This window comes from Domibacillus sp. F004, assembly GCF_057814295.1.
In genome coordinates this window covers 1-296 of sequence record NZ_JBVATB010000049.1, presented here as the reverse complement: position 1 = coordinate 296, position 296 = coordinate 1, and the positions used below count along the sequence as shown (strand labels likewise).

Sequence of the window (296 nt, the reverse complement as noted above, 5' to 3'; positions counted from 1 at the left end):
GATGTAATCTACGCCAAGTGCGTCTACTTCTTGTGCACGTTTTGCAAGGTCTTTAATGTTGATCATGTCGATCAAGATTTCAGAACCGTGTGTTTTCGCTTCTTCTACCGCACCTTTGATTGTTGCATCATCTGTTGCGCCAAGAATCGTTACGATGCCTGCGCCTGCTTGAGAGGCTACCATTACTTCATAACCGCCTGCATCCATTACTTTCAAGTCCGCAATAACTGTTAAGTTAGGGAATGCTTCTTTCATTTCTTTTACTGCACGAAGGCCTTCGTTAATAATAACAGGTG

1 protein-coding gene is annotated in these 296 nt (G+C 43.2%); it reads right to left on the bottom strand.

Going from position 1 to position 296, the window contains the following annotated elements; all coding sequences use genetic code 11:
* Positions 1 to 296: orotidine 5'-phosphate decarboxylase / HUMPS family protein (locus ACZYRN_RS19380; RefSeq protein ID WP_488913196.1), on the bottom strand; the 296-nt coding region annotated here is incomplete at both ends.